Annotated in this window: 26 protein-coding genes and 1 pseudogene; 23 read left to right on the top strand and 4 right to left on the bottom strand. The window is 40.1% G+C overall.

Annotated features, from left to right (window positions below):
* Positions 1-117: 117 nt before the first annotated feature.
* The 8 genes from HM131_RS13635 (at position 118) to HM131_RS13605 (ending at position 5,318) form a co-directional block, all read left to right on the top strand.
* Complete coding sequence (locus tag HM131_RS13635) at positions 118-462, top strand: ArsR/SmtB family transcription factor (protein WP_085030287.1); 345 nt, start codon at positions 118-120, stop codon at positions 460-462.
* A 13-nt stretch (positions 463-475) separates the two neighbouring features.
* Positions 476-1,771, top strand: coding sequence for an arsenic transporter (locus HM131_RS13630; RefSeq protein ID WP_085030286.1), 1,296 nt, complete (start codon positions 476-478; stop codon positions 1,769-1,771).
* A 29-nt stretch (positions 1,772-1,800) separates the two neighbouring features.
* Positions 1,801-2,223 (top strand): arsenate reductase (thioredoxin), encoded by a 423-nt coding sequence (arsC, locus tag HM131_RS13625; RefSeq protein ID WP_085030285.1) that lies wholly within the window; start codon positions 1,801-1,803, stop codon positions 2,221-2,223.
* A 154-nt stretch (positions 2,224-2,377) separates the two neighbouring features.
* Positions 2,378-2,878, top strand: a complete 501-nt coding sequence (locus HM131_RS13620) for a GNAT family N-acetyltransferase (RefSeq protein WP_085030284.1) — start codon at positions 2,378-2,380, stop codon at positions 2,876-2,878.
* Positions 2,879-2,968: 90 nt separating this feature from the next.
* Positions 2,969-3,289: an ArsR/SmtB family transcription factor gene (locus tag HM131_RS13615; protein ID WP_085030283.1), complete on the top strand. Its 321-nt coding sequence runs from the start codon at positions 2,969-2,971 to the stop codon at positions 3,287-3,289.
* Positions 3,290-3,337: 48 nt separating this feature from the next.
* Complete coding sequence (locus tag HM131_RS20715) at positions 3,338-3,505, top strand: hypothetical protein (RefSeq protein ID WP_157130823.1); 168 nt, start codon at positions 3,338-3,340, stop codon at positions 3,503-3,505.
* A 60-nt stretch (positions 3,506-3,565) separates the two neighbouring features.
* On the top strand, positions 3,566-4,435 hold the full coding sequence (locus HM131_RS13610) for a permease (RefSeq protein WP_085030282.1): 870 nt from the start codon (positions 3,566-3,568) through the stop codon (positions 4,433-4,435).
* A 448-nt stretch (positions 4,436-4,883) separates the two neighbouring features.
* The gene (locus HM131_RS13605) at positions 4,884-5,318 is read left to right on the top strand and encodes a DMT family transporter (RefSeq protein WP_085030281.1); all 435 of its coding nucleotides are present in this window, start codon (positions 4,884-4,886) and stop codon (positions 5,316-5,318) included.
* A 153-nt stretch (positions 5,319-5,471) separates the two neighbouring features.
* On the opposite strand, the gene HM131_RS13600 is transcribed toward HM131_RS13605, so the two are convergent.
* Positions 5,472-5,771 carry a hypothetical protein gene (locus HM131_RS13600; protein ID WP_085030280.1) on the bottom strand — a complete coding sequence of 100 codons (300 nt, stop codon included), beginning with the start codon at positions 5,769-5,771 and terminating at the stop codon, positions 5,472-5,474.
* Between the two features lie 86 nt (positions 5,772-5,857).
* Between HM131_RS13600 and HM131_RS13595 the strand changes: the two genes are divergently transcribed.
* The 5 genes from HM131_RS13595 (at position 5,858) to HM131_RS13575 (ending at position 8,951) form a co-directional block, all read left to right on the top strand.
* Entirely contained in the window at positions 5,858-6,373 is a 516-nt protein-coding gene (locus HM131_RS13595) for a DUF3189 family protein (RefSeq protein WP_085031998.1), read from the top strand.
* Positions 6,374-6,512: 139 nt separating this feature from the next.
* Positions 6,513-6,623 carry a YjcZ family sporulation protein gene (locus HM131_RS13590; RefSeq protein WP_157130821.1) on the top strand — a complete coding sequence of 37 codons (111 nt, stop codon included), beginning with the start codon at positions 6,513-6,515 and terminating at the stop codon, positions 6,621-6,623.
* A 61-nt stretch (positions 6,624-6,684) separates the two neighbouring features.
* The gene (locus tag HM131_RS13585; RefSeq protein ID WP_085030278.1) at positions 6,685-7,374 is read left to right on the top strand and encodes a nucleotidyltransferase domain-containing protein; all 690 of its coding nucleotides are present in this window, start codon (positions 6,685-6,687) and stop codon (positions 7,372-7,374) included.
* A 189-nt stretch (positions 7,375-7,563) separates the two neighbouring features.
* Positions 7,564-8,325 (top strand): DUF6843 domain-containing protein, encoded by a 762-nt coding sequence (locus tag HM131_RS13580; protein WP_085030277.1) that lies wholly within the window; start codon positions 7,564-7,566, stop codon positions 8,323-8,325.
* A gap of 206 nt (positions 8,326-8,531) precedes the next feature.
* Complete coding sequence (locus HM131_RS13575) at positions 8,532-8,951, top strand: NUDIX hydrolase (RefSeq protein ID WP_085030276.1); 420 nt, start codon at positions 8,532-8,534, stop codon at positions 8,949-8,951.
* Between the two features lie 6 nt (positions 8,952-8,957).
* Here HM131_RS13575 and HM131_RS13570 read toward each other — a convergent pair whose 3' ends face one another.
* Complete coding sequence (locus tag HM131_RS13570; RefSeq protein ID WP_085030275.1) at positions 8,958-9,107, bottom strand: aspartyl-phosphate phosphatase Spo0E family protein; 150 nt, start codon at positions 9,105-9,107, stop codon at positions 8,958-8,960.
* 233 nt (positions 9,108-9,340) lie between these two features.
* Here HM131_RS13570 and HM131_RS13565 point away from each other — a divergent pair, with 233 nt between their 5' ends.
* Positions 9,341-9,910: a cysteine hydrolase family protein gene (locus HM131_RS13565; RefSeq protein ID WP_085030274.1), complete on the top strand. Its 570-nt coding sequence runs from the start codon at positions 9,341-9,343 to the stop codon at positions 9,908-9,910.
* 47 nt (positions 9,911-9,957) lie between these two features.
* On the opposite strand, the gene abc-f is transcribed toward HM131_RS13565, so the two are convergent.
* Entirely contained in the window at positions 9,958-11,517 is a 1,560-nt protein-coding gene (gene abc-f / locus HM131_RS13560; protein ID WP_085030273.1) for a ribosomal protection-like ABC-F family protein, read from the bottom strand.
* Between the two features lie 153 nt (positions 11,518-11,670).
* On the opposite strand from abc-f, the gene HM131_RS13555 reads away from it, so the two are divergent.
* From HM131_RS13555 to HM131_RS13535, 5 genes are all read left to right on the top strand, one after another.
* On the top strand, positions 11,671-12,033 hold the full coding sequence (locus tag HM131_RS13555; RefSeq protein WP_085030272.1) for a hypothetical protein: 363 nt from the start codon (positions 11,671-11,673) through the stop codon (positions 12,031-12,033).
* Positions 12,034-12,069: 36 nt separating this feature from the next.
* A complete protein-coding gene (locus HM131_RS13550; RefSeq protein ID WP_085030271.1) occupies positions 12,070-12,432 on the top strand; it encodes a hypothetical protein in 363 nt (120 codons plus the stop codon).
* A 54-nt stretch (positions 12,433-12,486) separates the two neighbouring features.
* A complete protein-coding gene (locus HM131_RS13545) occupies positions 12,487-12,984 on the top strand; it encodes a DinB family protein (RefSeq protein ID WP_085030270.1) in 498 nt (165 codons plus the stop codon).
* A 212-nt stretch (positions 12,985-13,196) separates the two neighbouring features.
* Positions 13,197-14,258 carry an NAD(P)H-dependent flavin oxidoreductase gene (locus tag HM131_RS13540; protein WP_085030269.1) on the top strand — a complete coding sequence of 354 codons (1,062 nt, stop codon included), beginning with the start codon at positions 13,197-13,199 and terminating at the stop codon, positions 14,256-14,258.
* 15 nt (positions 14,259-14,273) lie between these two features.
* The gene (locus HM131_RS13535; protein WP_085030268.1) at positions 14,274-14,795 is read left to right on the top strand and encodes a GrpB family protein; all 522 of its coding nucleotides are present in this window, start codon (positions 14,274-14,276) and stop codon (positions 14,793-14,795) included.
* 61 nt (positions 14,796-14,856) lie between these two features.
* Here HM131_RS13535 and HM131_RS13530 read toward each other — a convergent pair whose 3' ends face one another.
* A complete protein-coding gene (locus HM131_RS13530; RefSeq protein ID WP_085030267.1) occupies positions 14,857-15,039 on the bottom strand; it encodes a hypothetical protein in 183 nt (60 codons plus the stop codon).
* Between the two features lie 260 nt (positions 15,040-15,299).
* Between HM131_RS13530 and HM131_RS13525 the strand changes: the two genes are divergently transcribed.
* The 4 genes and pseudogenes from HM131_RS13525 (at position 15,300) to HM131_RS13510 (ending at position 17,182) form a co-directional block, all read left to right on the top strand.
* Positions 15,300-15,776 carry a DUF2975 domain-containing protein gene (locus tag HM131_RS13525; RefSeq protein WP_085030266.1) on the top strand — a complete coding sequence of 159 codons (477 nt, stop codon included), beginning with the start codon at positions 15,300-15,302 and terminating at the stop codon, positions 15,774-15,776.
* A gap of 10 nt (positions 15,777-15,786) precedes the next feature.
* A complete protein-coding gene (locus HM131_RS13520) occupies positions 15,787-16,002 on the top strand; it encodes a helix-turn-helix domain-containing protein (protein WP_085030265.1) in 216 nt (71 codons plus the stop codon).
* Positions 16,003-16,030: 28 nt separating this feature from the next.
* Positions 16,031-16,858, top strand: a pseudogene (locus HM131_RS13515) (DUF817 domain-containing protein).
* Between the two features lie 141 nt (positions 16,859-16,999).
* Positions 17,000-17,182, top strand: a complete 183-nt coding sequence (locus HM131_RS13510; protein ID WP_157130906.1) for a spore germination protein — start codon at positions 17,000-17,002, stop codon at positions 17,180-17,182.
* Positions 17,183-17,267 lie beyond the last annotated feature (85 nt).

Raw genomic sequence — 17,267 nt, 5'->3', positions numbered from 1 at the left:
ATATTTTATTTTTCGAAGGGTCCAGAAGCTCTCTTAGCTTCTGGATTTTTATTTTTTTCGATATTAACTATTGCATATATAAGTATATGCTTATATGATAGTTGGCGAGGTGATGACATGGAGAAAACCATCATTGAGTTAGAATTTGCGGCTAAAACATTAAAGCTTTTAGGCGATAAAACCAGGTTGACACTCATCGGGCTTTTAAAAGATCAAGAATGCTGTGTCTGTGAGTTCGTGGAGGTTTTACAAATGAGTCAGCCTTCTGTCAGTCAGCATCTAAGAAAGTTGAGAGATGCAGGGTTAGTGAAAGAGCGACGTAATGGCCAATGGGTATTTTATGCCTTAAATACGTCACACGAAACCTACCCGATCATTCAGCAAATTTTAGAACAAATACCTGATCAAAAAGAGAAATTAACCGCATTGGAAAAAGCAGGTCTCAGAATCCAGTGCGACTAGTAGGGGGATACTTTTGAATTTGGCACTTATTGCAACAGTTATTTTTATACTTACGTTGGTTTTAGTTATTTGGCAGCCTAAAAATTTAGGCATTGGCTGGTCAGCTTGTGCAGGAGCGGTTCTTGCTTTGATTTTTGGAGTCGTTGACTTTCAGGATGTCCTTGCTGTTACAGACATTGTATGGAATGCTACCCTGGCATTCGTTGCCATCATTATCATATCGTTGATCCTTGATGAGATTGGATTTTTCGAATGGGCGGCTCTGCATATGGCAAGAGTAGCCAAAGGTGATGGAAAACGAATGTTCATTTATGTCACCTTGTTAGGAGCGGTAGTTGCTGCGCTGTTTGCGAACGATGGGGCAGCCTTGATCCTGACGCCAATCGTCTTGGCAATGGTAAGAAACTTGAATTTCAAAGAAACGATGATTCTTCCGTTTATTATGGCTAGTGGATTCATTGCAGATACCACGTCACTCCCTTTAATTGTCAGTAACTTAGTGAACATCGTATCGGCAGACTTTTTTGATATCGGATTTATCGAATATGCTTCACGGATGATCGTTCCGAATTTATTCTCATTAGCTGCGAGTATGTTGGTCTTATTCGTATTTTTCCGCAAGAGTATACCGGCACAATACGATTTATCTCAGTTAAAAAAACCAAATGAAGCGATACTGGACTACAAAATGTTTCGCATGTCATGGGGGGTTCTGGTGGTCCTGCTCATCGGTTATTTTGCCAGTGAACCGCTCGGAATTCCAGTTTCCATCATCGCAGGAATTGTAGCGATCTTTTTCTTACTTATGGCAAGAAGAAGTGCAGCCGTCAAAACAGGCGATGTTGTCAGAGGAGCACCCTGGGCGATTGTTTTCTTCTCACTCGGGATGTATATCGTCGTTTACGGTTTGCGTAACGTCGGTTTGACTGATGTACTTGCAAATGTCATTCAGGCAACGGCCGATCAGGGTTTATTTGTGGGAACGATCTCGATGGGATTCATTGCAGCGATTCTCTCTTCTGTCATGAATAATATGCCGACGGTCATGATTGATGCATTGGCGATTGCCGGAACGAACACATCAGGTACGATGCGGGAAGCGCTGATTTATGCGAACGTCATCGGCTCTGATCTAGGACCGAAAATCACCCCAATCGGGTCTCTAGCGACATTGCTATGGCTTCACGTTTTATCGATGAAAGGGTTCCGGATTTCCTGGGGCTACTATTTTAAAGTAGGCATCATCCTCACCGTTCCGACGCTGTTTATCACGCTTGTCGGTTTATATGTGTGGTTATTGATTATATAAAAAATTGAACCATAAAGGAGAAATTCACCATGTCTAACAAACCAGTCATTTATTTTCTATGTACAGGAAACTCTTGCCGCAGCCAAATGGCGGAAGGTTTCGGTAAGAAATTTCTAGGTGATCAATTCGAAGTCCTATCAGCAGGAATTGAAGCGCACGGCTTGAATCCGAACGCCGTAAAAGCAATGAAAGAAGTCGAAATTGACATCAGCGATCAAACGTCTGATATCATTGATCCAGATATTTTGAACAATGCCGCTTATGCGATCACACTATGTGGGGATGCGAACGACAAATGTCCAATGACCCCTCCACACGTGACCCGTTTCCACTGGGGATTTGACGACCCGGCAAAAGCTGAAGGAACAGAGGATGAAAAATGGGCATTTTTCCAGCGTGTTCGTGACGAAATCGGTGAACGTATACAGGAGTTTGCGGATGAACAAAAATAAAAATTAGAAATACGAAATAGCCGAGACCCGTGTCTCGGCTATTTTTTAAACACCAAAGGTTTTAGCCCGGATTAAAAAGAAGTCTTTCACATCCTGTCATCTAAAGGTAAAATACAGAACAAATTCATATCCTTATAATGGGGGATGGTCAGCCATGAATAAAAGTGTAAAGATCCAGCCAATGCAAGAAGAGGATTGGCTGAATGTTCGAGAAATTTATCGGGAGGGGATCTCCTCGGGAAATGCAACATTTGAAAAAGAAGTACCTACATGGGACGAGTGGACCTCGAGTCATCTCACCAACTGTAGAATAGTAGCGAAGATGAATAATGAAATTAAGGGTTGGGCAGCATTAGCACCTGTCTCATCCCGATGTGTTTATCAAGGTGTAGCAGAAGTGAGTGTCTATGTGGAAAAAGATTGCGAGGGGCATGGAATAGGGTTTCTTTTATTAGAAGAGCTTATCAGAAGAAGTGAAGAAGCTGGGATATGGACTTTGCAATCAGGTATATTTCCTGAAAACCTGCGTTCCCTTCGCTTACATAAGAGGTGTGGCTTTAGAGAAGTGGGAAGGAGAGAGCGTATTGGGAAAATAGATGGAGAATGGCGTGACGTGCTTTTATTAGAGAAGAGAAGTAAGAGAACTGGTGTTTAATCAAAAAAAGTTGATGAAATCGTTGACATTTTCTAAAAATCACCATATAGTGAAATTACATCAAAAAAAATTGATTTAAGGAGGGGTAACGTGAAAGAGGAAATTCCTTTCCAAGATGTATCGTTAGATCAGACCTTCAGCACATATGAAAAGAAATTCAAAGCATTAGCAGACCAAAGGCGCCTTCACATCTTGCAAGAGATTACGAACCACGGAGAGGTTTGCGTCTGTGACTTGTCGGAAAAATTACATCTGCCCCAATCGAAGCTTTCTTACCATTTGAAGATCTTGATGGATGCAAATCTTATTGAAAAAGAAACGCGCGGGACGTGGAGCTATTATACATTGAATCATTCGGAAATGAACCATTTGCTATCCGAAGAGCTTTGCTGTCTGTTTAGAAGAGACTAATTTTTTACGTTATTCATCAAAAAAAATTGATTTAAGGAGTGCTCAAAAATGGAATTTGAATTAGCAAAACTAAGAAGAGAAGAAATCCAGAGTACAGTTCAATCTTATCGCCGTTCAAAGGCGGATTACAGGAAACAGGTGTTTAACGGAAAGCTAAGGACTTTCTCTACTCCTATTTTGATGGAAACTCACAAAGAGGTCTGCTGCTGTTGCTAAATGAATCTAATTTGAGCAATTAATCAAAAAAAGTTGATTAAACGAAGGAGGTGTACATAGATGCAGGATGTCATGAAGAGTTTTCTTAGTATTGCGGTAGAGTTAACTGCTTTGTTCATTGGTGTCTCCTTCGTCATTCATTTGCTGCAAGGGTTTATCCCTTATAAGCGAATGGAGGAGCTGATGGATAAGAGCCATCCTATGGTGAGTGCGCTCCTGGCTGTCGGGTTCGCTTTTGTGACTCCCTTTTGTTCCTGCTCAACGATCCCGATTGTGGTCAATCTGTTAAGGAATCACGTCCGTTTCCCAGTTGTTATGATCTTTCTATTCGCTTCACCAGTATTAGACCTCACGATTCTTACATTGATGACAGCACTGTTAGGGTGGAAAGTCAGTCTTACTTATACGCTAGTAACAACAGCCTTTTCTATTATGATTGGTTTCTCTCTACACGCTTTTGGGTTTGAAAACCAGTTGAAAAATGTAACAGTAGAGAACTTTTCCTATCCTCATACGGGAAATCGAATGAATGTCACCACCGCTATTAAAGAAACATTTTCTCTCATGAAGACCGTTTACCCTTTCTTGCTAATCGGTGCAGCTATAGGAGCTATCATTCATGGTTCCATTCCAAGCGAGTGGATTGTTACTTATCTGGGAGGAGACCATTGGTGGCTTGTTCCTATCGCAGCCATTGTGGGGATCCCACTCTACATCCGGCTGACCACAATGATTCCCATCTCGCAAATTCTGATTACAAAAGGGATGGCGTTAGGCTCTGTGATGGCTTTGATGATTGCTTCTGCAGGGGCCAGCCTGCCTGAACTCTCGATGCTTCATAGCATTTTTAAAAGAAAACTGGTTATCGCTTTTGTAAGTTCTGTCTTGTTGATGTCTACATTGTCTGGCTTTCTGTTTTATTTCATATAAAGGAGAGTGATAGTAATGAACTGGTTGAAAAAATTGAAAGGAAAGAAAGAAGAAAAGAAGTGCTGCAGAATTGAAATAAAAGAAGTACCAGATCAGGGGAAGCAGTGCTGTAAATATGAGAAAAATTAATAATAGTCTTCACACGCCAAACCTAACCCTCTACTGGGGTTGGGTTTTTTAGAGAGCAGAATAGTTTCCTCCTATCGATTGAAAGCAGATGGATTGATGTCAGCCAGTATTAGTGATGAGGATATCCAAGAAAACATCATTACTAACCATATGCCTGTTAAAGGTCGTGCAAAAAAAATGATTGAGAAACAACCCTCAGTTTGAAATAATTGTAATTATTCTAATTGTGGTATCATGTACTTCCAAAAATCTCATAATTTTAAGGCACTTGGAAGAGTCCGCTCGGATTTACCACAACAAGAAGAGGGAGGAGAAATTCATGCAATGGTTATTAATGCTGCTTGTATTCATAGGCGGCGTTGGGGTAGCAATACAATCAACAGTAAATGGAGGCCTTGGGCAAAAGATAGGTGTATTTGAAGGAGCATTTGTTTCCTTCTTAGTGGGGACAGTCGCTTTGTTTCTTGTTATGTTGTTTTTCGGAAGAGGGAACCTGTTGAATGTCTTTCAAGTGCCAAAATGGCAGCTATTAGGTGGATTGCTTGGCGCGTTTTATGTTTCAACGATGGTATTATCCGTTCCTCGCATAGGGGTAGCGGCAGCGATCATAACATTAATTACGGCACAGTTGATTGCAAGTTCATTAATAGATCACTATGGATGGTTTGGCATGCCTCAGATTCAGTTAGATGGTCAGCGGATTGCTGGAATGGTGCTTATGATCATTGCGGTTATTCTTTTTACAAAACGATGAGTTTTACATATTTAGTGGGGAAGGCTTGCTGAAGAAGAGGTTAATGTCGCTGTTTCGACTGAGAGGGAGTGCAGTACACTATTAAATAGAAGCCCTCTATGTTACGAGGAACGGATATAAAACTGGAAGAAAAATGAAATAATAATAGTTGGGCTATCCCGTCTGGGGTGGCTTTTCTTTTTTCCTTTTATAAGAGATGTAGGAGGTTTTTAACGAGGCATAAGCGCCTACTGCCGCGTTTCCATAGAAAAAACCCATGAACACACCTGCCCACCAGTTATGTGGATGAGCAAAAAAGATTGAAATGAGTAAGCCAAAAACGTTGGCTATTGAGGGCACTACAGGTTTTGGGACTTGAAAGAGTAATTTTGTAATCTGAGTCAGAATCAGGACAACGGGAACGGCAATAATGGCATCCCAGAAATTAGTGTGAATTACAGGAAAGTGCTCCATGGAGACGGTCACTCCTTTTTATTAAAAGTATAAGGAAGAAATGATTGTTCATGCTAACTGTAGTATGGAAGAAACGAGGGATTTTTATGATATATATTTATAATGACTTTGGAGGTACCCACTCCACATCTATGGCAGCTGCGTATCATTTGAATCTTATTGACCCTTCTGATAAATCACTCACTCCTGAGGATGTGTTAGCCATTCCTTATTTTAATAAGCTTACAAAGAAAGACTTTGGAAAGCTTATTTTTCACGGAGAAGATGAAAAAGGAAATTTTGTTTATACAATAGGAAGAAGCTCTTCGAAGCTGGTTGTTCCAGCCCTTAGTGAACTGTGTGATGTTTTTCTGAGCTTATTTGACCTTGATGAACGTATTATTTTTTCTAATACGTCGCCAACGGTTCCTTTTGTTATGAGCATAGGAGGAATTTTGTCTAGAGGATTAGGAATCGATTGGCTGGGAGTTCCTTTATTGATCAAAGGAGCTCAAAAGTGTCACCCCACTATTCGACAACTCGTGGATGAAACGAAACGCATAGCTAACTTCCAATCGACTGATAAAGTCATTGTGCTTGAAAATCGCGAATTCCAGGCTTAACTTTAACCAAATGGTTCTTTAAGACCTCCCAGTCTCTGGTGGGTTTTTTTGTTCTCTTCAAGGTAGATAGGCAGTGGCCTATCCATCTTTTCCTTCAACTACATAGGCTATGGTGATTAGAAAAAAGGAGGAATATGCCATGAGTCATTGTGGATGCTGGGGACCGAGGTATAATCGTGGGGATACCTTTGTTTTGATTCTCGTTCTATTTATCTTGTTGATCATCGTTGGAGCTGCGTTTTATTATTAATCAATACCCAAGTCCAGGCCTTAAAAAGGTCTGGACTTGTTTTATAAGGGGATGAACAGCAATGAAAAAAGAATTGGTGGATACAGCCCGTCATTTTGTATTGACTCACTTTTCAGATTGCTCTATTGCATTATTGTCAGGTAGTGTTGTGAATGGCAATGCGACTCCAGCTTCTGATCTGGATATTATCATCATTGATAAAAACTCATTTCGTAAATCATTCCTATTCCACAGTACTCCTGTGGAAGCTTTTGTTCATAATGACGATTCTCTTGATCTCCAGTTTTTTATAGAACAACAAGAAGGGACTCCACTGATTACTCGTATGTGTGCAGAGGGTGTGGTACTTAAAGGCGGTGAAGAGGCGGAGGACTTAATCGAAGAAGGAAAGGCCCGCTTGGCCGAGGGTCCGAGTTTGCTTCCGTCACATAAAATCGATGAATATCGTTATATACTCTCGGACCTTCTTGACGATCTTGAAGGTTCTCAGGTCTGGCAGGAAGACGTTTATACCGTTAGTGCGCTTATCGAAAGTTTTCATACATTTATTTTACGAGCCAATCGAAAGTGGACGGGAGAGGGGAAGTGGATGTACCGTTCGTTAAAGGAATTTGACGAGGACATCGCGGAAAGACTCACTCATTGTGTCCAATATTTTTATAAAGAAAATGAAAAAAGTGAGTTAATCAAGTTCATTGACGAGATGTTAACTCCGTTTGGAGGAAGATTGTTTCATAATTACACTCAATAAGAACCTATGTAAGAAGAGCATTTCTCGGGTGGCGGAGATATGTAAAAAATACTCCCCCCCTCAGGTCATCCAGAATTTGGATGACCTGAGGGGTAAAGGAGAAAGGTTACTTTTCTATCTATTGTGAAAAAAGGTTGATTTTGGAATAATAGATACGTAGAAAATGCAGGGTGAGAAGGGGACTTGTGTATGAGAATACTTTTGAAGATGATCGGGGCAGCTATTTTTCTTGCAGCTTTGTCTGCTTCTATTGCTGCCATCCTTTCTTACGTACCTGTTTCTGAACGTTCATCGGACACGTATTACTTTTCATTTCTAGAGAGTTTAATCTGGGTATTTTTCATTGTCGCACCATTTTCCGTTGGGATCGTGGTAGTGTTTACGCTATGCTTCTGGCTGATGCAAAAGTTTACACGAATGAAAATGCTCATTTCAACTGCTATAAGCCTGTTGATCAGCATAGGAGTCATTATTGGAATTCCATACATGCTTATTGAAAAAGAAGAAACAGATCGCATGTATTTACTCCCGGAAGGGTATGAGGGGGAAGTCTATGTCTTTTATAACATCAAAGGTGCACCTGAAATAAAGGTAGAGGAAGGGTTTGATGTTCATTCCATTAACGAAGAAGGTTATGCGGTTACCTCCAATCCAGAACTGAGTGGAGGAACTGTCACAGATAAATATTTTTACGTTCATGAAGAGGGAAATCGAACCAGGATCAGTAACGATTGTGTAAGTCCTTTTGGAATGAGCGGTTTTGAAGGGGAAGTGAATGGTCAAGAAATCAAAGTATCGTCTACTGGTTTTGAAATCACTCATGAAAACTGCGGCGAAGAGTTCAAGATTAATGGAGGACAGAAAGACGATAGAACCTATAAAATGGACCTGTGGGAAGTAATTGAAAAATATTATGGAGTTGAAAATGAGTATTTTTCAAAAGATGAATAAGGAGCAGAGTTTTTTTGCAAAGACTGATCGAGAACCATGAAATTGATTTTATTACTATTTCTGTTTGTCCATTTGCTCATAGGACTATCCCTGGAAGTTCTCCGTGGAAAACTTCCCCGCGCTCTTACAACTTTTTCATTCGTATTTGTCATTATGAGCTTTGTTTATTTCGGACAACTGATTCTATTCGATTGAGGAGGTAAATAGTGAAACGAGTCGATGTTGCCTATGTGCTGCTTTTAAATGAAAAAGATCAAGTATTGATGGTGAAAAATAAAGGAAGAAAAGAGTCATACTTTACGCTACCTGGTGGGGCAGTAGAAAAAGGGGAAACCCTAAAGCAGGCCGCTATCAGAGAAGTAAGAGAAGAAACGGGTTTAATCGTAGAAGTTGACCAGATATTCAGCTTAAGTGAAGCATTTGTAGAAGAACGGGGTCATCACGCCGTTTTCTTTACTTTTACAGGTGAAATTACTGGGGGAAAGATCGAGATATCTTTCCCTGAAGAGATTGAAGAAATTCGATGGGTAGAGCAAGAGGAGGCTGAGAAGCATCTTCAACTTCCCTATGAATTAAAAGACATGCGTAAAAGGAATATCCCTTACCAGTTTAGAGGAACGATGTAGATTCCATTATCCTTCTCCATTTAGTTTATTCAACAATTGATCCAGCTGTTGAGAAATTCTTAGCACTTCACTGTAGTTGTTTGGGACATTGTACGCTTCATACATTTTTTCTCTTACTTCTTCAATTTGTAATTCTAATCCTTTTTTATCGTTCACGGTTCTATCCTCCTTAATAACAATCTTTACCCCATTAAAGAAATACGAAACGGGGTACTTGAAGAAGCCGAAAAAATGAATCTTAAAAGAAATGACATACTGTCGATTCCAGTATACCATTGAAAAACGATGGTTACATATTGGTTACCAATTTTAATGATTATAATCCACGTTCACCCAATGATAAATTCCTCGAATTCGCAGGAATTATAAGTTGAACCGGAGAAATAAGAATGGACAACAAAAAAGGTGGGATATTCATGGGGAAAGAAGCCCTGGTTATTATTGATGTGCAAGAGGCTGTTGTAGCAAACGCCTATAAACGAGAAGAAAAAATCAACAACATGAACCGAGCCATTCATTTGGCTAGAGAAAAACAAATTCCTATTGTATATGTCCAGCATGAATATCCAGAAGGTCCCATGAAGCGAGGTGCAGAAGGCTGGCAGCTTCACTCAGATTTAGAAAAGCCGCTGGAACAAGATGCAATTATTTTTAAAACTGTGCCGAATGCTTTTGTACACACATCACTCAAGAGAACCCTGGATGATATTCAAGCCGATCACCTTTTTATTTGCGGAGCACAGACAGATTACTGCGTAGATTGTACTTCAAGAGGTGCTTTTGACTTTGGTTACAATGTAACGCTTATTTCAGATGCTCACACGACGTGTGACAACGAACACTTAACGGCGCAGCAAATCATAGACCATACCCATCATACATTAACGAATTTTTGGAGTGAAACGAATTCCATCGATTTGAAATCATCCGGTGACCTTGATTGGTCATTTGTAAAATAAGCAAAAAAACGGTCACCCAATATGCGATGACCGTTTTTAATGTTCTTTTATTGGAAGACCTTAGTCGTCCAGTCTTCACAATTCCAAACGTCTGTGACAATATCCTGATAGAATTCAGGCTCGTGTGAAATAAGAAGGACACTTCCTTTATACTCTTTAAGCGCCCGTTTCAGCTCTGCTTTCGCATCAACGTCAAGGTGATTTGTGGGCTCATCTAGAACAAGCAAGTTGGTTTCTTTATTGATCAATTTACATAAGCGGACCTTCGCCTTCTCACCACCGCTTAATACTTGAACCTTACTTTCAATATGTTTACGCGTCAATCCGCACTTAGCAAGGGCAGAACGTACTTCATATTGGGTAAAATGCCGGAATTCTTCCCAGATTTCCTCAATACAGGTATGGTTGCTCATCTCCTTAAGCTCCTGCTCAAAATAGCCGATGTGTAAGTGATCGCCTAATTCGACGGATCCTGAAACAGGTTCGATTTCACCTAGGATACTCTTCAAGAGCGTTGTTTTTCCAATTCCGTTTGCGCCTGATAATGCTAGCTTCTGGCCGCGTTCCATACTAAGGTTAAGCGGACGGGAAAGGGGTTCCTCATATCCTATCACAAGATCCTTCGTTTCAAACAAGTACTTTCCAGGAGTGCGGGCTTGCTTGAAGTTGAAGGTGGGCTTCGGTTTTTCCGAATCCAGCTCAATCACATCCATCTTATCAAGCTTCTTCTGACGGGACATCGCCATTTTACTCGTTGCAGCATTCGCTTTGTTACGGGCGACGAAGTCTTTCAGGTTGGCGATTTCCTTTTGCTGTTTTTTATAAGCGGCTTCCAGCTGCTGTTTCTTCATTTCATAGACACGCTGAAATTCGTTATAGTCGCCAGGATAGCGGGTTAACTGCTGGTTTTCCATATGATAGATTAAGTTTACGACACTGTTTAAGAATGGAATATCGTGTGAGATCAAAATGAATGCATGGTCATACTCAAGCAAGTAGTTTCTCAGCCATTCAATATGCTCCACGTCCAGGTAGTTGGTCGGCTCATCTAGAAGGAGAATGTCCGGCTTTTCAAGGAGCAGCTTCGCTAGCAGCACTTTCGTACGCTGACCGCCGCTTAAATCGAACACGTCCCGCTCAAGTCCAATTTCATCCAGCCCAAGGCCATTGGCCACTTCCTCCACTTTTGCATCAATTGTATAGAAATCGTTGTTGGTCAGGGCATCTTGGATCCGACCTGTTTCCTCCAGAAGTTCTGTCAATTCATCGGGATCTACTTCTCCCATTTTAGCAAAAAGCTCGTTCATTTCTGTTTCCATATCAAATAAATATTGATACGCCGTTCTTAATACATCTCGAATTGTCATGCCTTCCTTTAAATCAGCATGCTGATCCAGATAACCGACGCGTGTATGCTTCGACCAAGTGATCGTTCCAGCATCCGGCTCTACCTTACCTGTAATTATATTCATAAACGTGGACTTGCCTTCGCCATTCGCGCCAATCAGTCCAATATGCTCTCCCTGTAGTAAACGGAATGAAACGTCATCGAAAATCGCACGATCTCCGAATCCGTGGGTTAAATTTTGTACAGTTAATAAACTCATTTTTTAAACACCTTTTCTACAAAAGTTCATGCTTCCTTATTATAAAGGTCATCGGTAAAAAGTGATAGGGGGAGGATGTAAAAATTAGAGGGGGTGTGAAAACGTAACGATTATATCAGTAAAACGACTAAGCTCACAAAGGGGGATTTCCAAGTGAAGCAATTAGTCATTTTGATTGTATCCATTCTGTTGGTAGTTGTGGGTTGTGAGTCAACGGCAACAGAAAAAAATAGCAATCAAGGTAGTGCGATCGATCAGAAAATCAGAGAAAATGTATGGTCGTATGTAGAGAGATCTGAAATCGCACTTCGGGAAAAGGAAGCATGGCTGACTGGAGAAATTGAAGAGAAAGTAATTGATGAAGAGATCGCCTCCCATCAGAATTTAGATGGAGATTATTTGAATGAAACGGTCTTGAAAGTTACACCTGGGGACAGCGAAAAAAGAGATGCTTATCCCACTATTCTAGTAGACCCAGATACCCAGGAAGTTATCGCAGTTTTGGCTGGGTATTAGAAGGTTTATTTGCATTACACAATGTTGGAGGTTTTTATGTTTACCTATGATTCTTTTGTAACAGACGGAGCATTCACTTTGATGAGACCTGTCTTCGTCTTATTATTATGTATAATGCTTGCCCTATTTTTTATCATCCTATTTCCTCGTTTAAGAAGAAGGTTTACAAATGGTTTATCTGTCGTAGGGTTATCTGTTGTATCTCTCGCAGTTTCCTGTCAATTGCTTTATTATAGTGGCATTATCGTGGATGAGTTTGGTTTAGGAGGGGATGAAATAAGCACTTATTTGTTCTTACTCATTGCTGCTTTTGCTTCGCTAAACTCATTCATCTATTTTGTCTTAAAGAGCGAAAATTTTCCAAAAAGAACTATGCCCGCTAACAAAGGAAATATATAAGGAAAAAGAGAATGATATAAAAGAACTTGATAAAATTGGAGAGGGGATGAAGCAATGAAGGAAGAAATGTTGTTTCAGCAGATGGAATTTGTAAGAATGCGAACTCTCGCTGCGCTTGATGCCACAACAGAAGAAATTGCTGATGGCCAGCCTAAGGGTTTTTCAAATACTATTCGCTGGAATTTTGGCCATATTTATGTGGCACAGGAAAATCTGATTCATCGGTTTCTTGATCTTGAACCGCAGCTGTCGGAAGAATACAAGAGCTTATTCAACGGTGGGACCAGCCCGGACTCATGGACAATAACACCCCCAACCTTAGAGGAAATTCGTAGTAAGCTTGCTAAACAAACGGATCGTATTCAAGAGACTATTCAAGGCCGGCTCGATGAAAAAGGAGAGAAGCCTTTTAACCTCGGTAATGGAATTGTCTTAACGACCGTAGCTGAGGTGCTGAACTTTTCGATTTGGCATGAAGGACTGCATCAGGGAAAGATTACAGCGATGCAGAGGGTTCAAGGGGTAGATGAATTATTTGCAACGAGTAGATAATTAGAGTCGGATCTTTTTCTGTAATTTTCTACGAAATGGATTGTAAAGTCTTGACTGATTTGGGTGTGGAATGATTAGTGTTTCAAATAAGATGATCGACAACGGCTGCCCGGTTAGGGTGGCTTTTTTTACAATGTGAAGTTATCTGATTCTCAGGAAAAATATGTTAGGCTAAAATCAATTCATTTTCTTTAGCGAAAGGAGTAGACCACATGTGGAATGATAATCAATTACTCGAGCTGCTAAATATCCATCATCCAATTATTCAAGCTGGAATGGCAGGAGGAGTCACTACTCCAGCACTCGTCGCTGCGGTTTCCAATGCAGGTGGGCTTGGTACACTGGGGGCAGGGTATATGAAGCCTGAGACTATGAAAGAGAGCATTCAGGGAATCAAGGACTTAACCAAAAGTCCATTTGGCGTAAATGTGTTTGTCCCTGAAAATCCTTATGCCACTGAGAAAGAAATAGGAGAAGCGAACCGGTTACTCGAACCTTTCCGAAATGAACTCGGAATAAAGGAAGAAACGAAACCGCAAGTGGATGAATGCCTTTTCGAAAATCAAATCAATATCCTTATAGAAGAGCGAGTCCCCGTATGCAGTTTTACCTTTGGAATTCCACCGAAAGGGATCATACAAGACCTTAAAAATGAAGGAATCGTCCTGATTGGAACTGCCACTACAGTAGAAGAAGCAATCCTTAATGAACAATATGGAATGGATACCGTGGTAGCACAGGGAAGTGAAGCCGGAGGCCATCGGGGAACATTTTCTAATTCCTACAATCAATCGATGATTGGTACGATGTCACTCGTACCTCAAGTCGCAGATCAGTTGAACATTCCCTTGATTGCTGCAGGTGGAATTATGGATGGGAGAGGGGTACGAGCTTCTATAGTATTAGGTGCAGATGGCGCTCAATTAGGCACTGCTTTTGTTACCTGTAAAGAAAGCGGAGCCAAACCGCAACATAAAGAAGCCATTCTACATACAAAAGAAACAGAAGCGGTTATAACTCGTTCATTTAGTGGTAAACCTGCTAGAGGTATAACTAACACCTTCGTAAAAGAAATGGAAGGTCACGAACGTAAACTATTAGACTATCCATTACAAAACTCTTTGACGAAGGGTATTCGTAAGGAAGCAGCCAAACAGAACCGACCTGAATTTATGTCACTATGGTCCGGCCAGAGTCCGCGGTTAAGTCGAAGTGTATCCGCAGCTGAAATTGTGCAATCCATTGTTGCGCAGACAAAAAGGATAAAGAGCTAAGAAAAGGTGAATAAAATGAGGAAAGTTGAGGTTAAGCCTTACACAATAGAATGGGAGTTTATGTTTGAAGAAGAAAGTAAAAAAATAAAAGGGATTTTCCAAGAGGAATTGGTAGCTATCTACCATATAGGAAGCACTTCTGTAAAAGGTATGAAGGCTAAGCCCATTATTGACCTAATGCCTGTGGTAAAAGAAATTCATAGAGTTAACGATTATAATGTAGAAATGAAAGCGATCGGCTATCACCCCAAAGGGGAAAATGGAATTCCAGGTCGGAGGTATTTTGAAAAAGACGGCGATGATCGAACTCATCATGTTCATATTTATGAGGCAGGAAATGAGCAGATTGAACGCCACCTTGCTTTTAGAGACTATTTAAGGGCCCATTCAGAGGAAAGAATGGAGTACGGGAACTTAAAAGGTGAGTTGGCTAAGCGCTATCCTTTTGATATAAATGCTTATATAAAAGGTAAGGAGAAGCTAGTTTCAAAAATAGAAGAAAAAGCGATCCACTGGAATCAGCGGGAAAACAGATAAAGAACAAACTAGCTTACCTAGAAAAACACATTGTCTTATGCAATGTGTTTTTCTATAATCGTTATTTTGATGCATTGTAATTATTCAGAACAAGTTGGGCTATGATACGAGCTAACAAGCCAATCAAAAGTGCAATGATCCAAACGAATAAAAAGTTGTCTGTGAGTATCATACCTAGCTGAAACCCTAACGCAAGGGCAATTCCGATTATAACTCCTATAATAATTTTGTGTGATAATTTCATAGAGACACCTCATAAAAAAACAGGATAAATACCTCATCCCATATATTTCCTTATATAAAATTTATAAACATATCTTACTCTATAGACGTAAATAATCTCACTAATTTTTAAAACGCAGTGTTCTCTGTGAAAAGGAGCTGCGTTTTTGTTTATTAATCAAATTCCCCCTTACTGCGCTCAAATATAACAATAATTTTTTATTGTAAAACGATAAAAATTACATTATAATCAATATTACATAACCAAGCGAGGTGGATGAGATGAATCGAAGCTCAACAAACTTTTTGAGGGCAGTTGTATTTCTGATTGGATTAACGGTTCTTTTGCTATGTATATTTGCCTTGCCCTTAATAGCGAGTGAAGGATCAGAAAGTAATTATGCTCCTTTTTTATATGCTGTAATAATAGGGATGTATATAGCAGCGATCCCATTTTTCATTGCATTGTACCAGGCCTTAAAGCTTTTAAGTTTTATTGACAAGGATCATGCTTTTTCTAATTCGTCTGTAAGAGCTTTAAGAAATGTGAAATTCTGTGCAGTCACAATAAGTATCGTGTATATGGTCGTTATGCCATTTTTTTATATCATTGGCGAAAAAGATGACGCTCCAGGTGTCATAGTGATCGGATTGGTATTTATTTTCGCTTCCCTAGTGATTGCCGTATTTACGGCAGTTCTTCAAAAGCTTTTGGAAAATGCCATAGACATAAAAGCAGAAAATGATCTCACGGTATGAGGTGAATAACATGGCAATTATTATCAATATTGATGTGATGCTGGCGAAAAGGAAAATGAGCGTGACAGAGCTTTCAGAGAGGGTTGGAATAACGATGGCTAACCTATCCATTTTAAAAAACGGCAAGGCAAAAGCTGTTCGATTTTCAACTTTAGAGGCGATATGTAAAGCACTAGAGTGTCAGCCTGGGGATATATTGGAGTATAAAAGTGAACAAGACGATTAAGCTTACTAAAAGATTAGTCGACGGGCGCATCACAAGAGCATTTCAGCAACTCCTTCATTTTGGATGGGAGCAAGCCCTTTCCTGTTTGTTTCCTGTCGTTATTTTTGGGTCTTTGGCCATTACACAAATTTTGCCGCTTCCCTTCCTTTCAAGGTACGACTGGCTGCTTATGATCTTTCTTCTCATGCAGTGGTGGATGGTACGTTCTGGACTTGAGACACGTGATGAACTGAAAGTTATTACTTTGTTTCACCTTATCGGGCTTGCTCTCGAGCTTTTTAAGGTGCATATGGGTTCCTGGTCTTATCCAGAGGAAGGTTATACCAAATTTTTCGGGGTGCCTTTGTATAGTGGATTCATGTATGCGAGTGTAGCGAGTTATCTCTGCCAGGCATGAAGGAGGTTGAATGTTCGGTTAATTCATTGGCCGCGATTTTGGATCGTTATACCTCTTGCAGCCGCCATTTATTTTAATTTTTTCACTCACCATTATTGGATTGATGTTCGTTGGTGGTTATCTGGACTAGTTCTTATCGTTTTTTGGCGATCATGGGTGGCTTATGAGGTTAATGGAAGTCGTTACCGGATGCCTCTATCACTATCTTTTGTTCTTATTGGTTTTTTTATATGGGTTGCAGAAAATATCGCAACATTCTTTGGTGCTTGGGAATACCCAAACCAATCAGAGGCATGGAGTCTCGTTCATCTAGGAAAGGTGAGTTCGTGGCTATTATTAGTTATTGTCAGTTTTCTTATAGTGGCGACTCTTAAGAAGGTGAAAGGATCAAGCTCCAGCGCTGAGGGAAAAACAATTTCTATAAACTCTCTTAACAAATCAAGTTATGATAAACGATAGGCTAGTATATTAAGGATTCGTAATCGATATCAAGTCAACTTCCTCACCCTATACATACTGGATAGAACTACGCATAGTAACTATACGAGGTATAAGGTCCATCATATAGATATAGTAGATATCATGAAAAGGGATGGTTTTATGCCTTGTATTATCTTTGGCAAAATTCAAATTAATAACGTTAGTGGTGGTGTTATTAATTTTGGTGATTCGGTGTATATTGCTCCCGAAAATGTAACGATCTCTGAAACCAATGAGGAAGATGGGACTCCTGTAGTGGACACAGGCGTTGGTCAAGCAGTTACAGATCCAAATATTACTTAGTATAAATAATCGATGAATTTATATTTATACTCTATCACTAAGGATACAAGTTATTAGCACAAATAAACGTCTAGGTGCGGAGCCT

It is taken from the genome of Halobacillus mangrovi, from assembly GCF_002097535.1.
Taxonomy (GTDB): Bacteria; Bacillota; Bacilli; order Bacillales; family Halobacillaceae; genus Halobacillus; species Halobacillus mangrovi_A.
This window is presented reverse-complemented; position numbering and strand designations above follow the sequence as displayed.